This window comes from Burkholderia sp. Bp9143 (assembly GCF_003853645.1).
GTDB lineage: Bacteria > Pseudomonadota > Gammaproteobacteria > Burkholderiales > Burkholderiaceae > Burkholderia.
Genome location: NZ_QTPO01000174.1, coordinates 1 through 449, shown reverse-complemented (window position 1 = coordinate 449; position 449 = coordinate 1). Strand labels below are relative to the sequence as shown.

Below are 449 nucleotides of genomic sequence, written 5' to 3'. Positions count from 1 at the left end.
CTCAGGAAATTCCGTCAACATGCGCCTCAACAAACCCAAAACCAATCCCTATTGACAGGCGGAGTCATATCAACTTTCTGTCTTGTTTTGCCCGACAGGAAGCGATGCCCCAAGAACTGATAGACGACGAGCTGTGGTCACTCATCGAACCTTTGCTACCGAAGCGGGCGTCGCGCAACCGCCGATACGCGGGACGCAAGCCGACGCCGGACCGAGCGGTGCTGACCGGCATCGTATTCGTGCTGAGCTCGGGCATCGCCTGGAATCTGCTGCCGCAAGAAATGGGCTGCGGCTCAGGCACCGCGTGCTGGCGGCGGCTGGTTGCATGGCAGGAGGCGGGCGTCTGGCAACGCATCCACGAGACACTGCTGGCAGAGTTACGCCGTCGTGGCCAACTCGACATGGCACGCGCCATTGTCGACAGCTCTTCGGTTCGCGCGATGCTGGCG

The 449-nt window shown here is 61.0% G+C and carries 1 protein-coding gene; it reads left to right on the top strand.

Annotation, left to right across the window (positions count from 1 at the left end):
• Window positions 1-104: 104 nt before the first annotated feature.
• The coding region (locus tag DIE23_RS39215; protein ID WP_148093513.1) for a transposase at window positions 105-449 on the top strand (345 nt) is incomplete at its 3' end.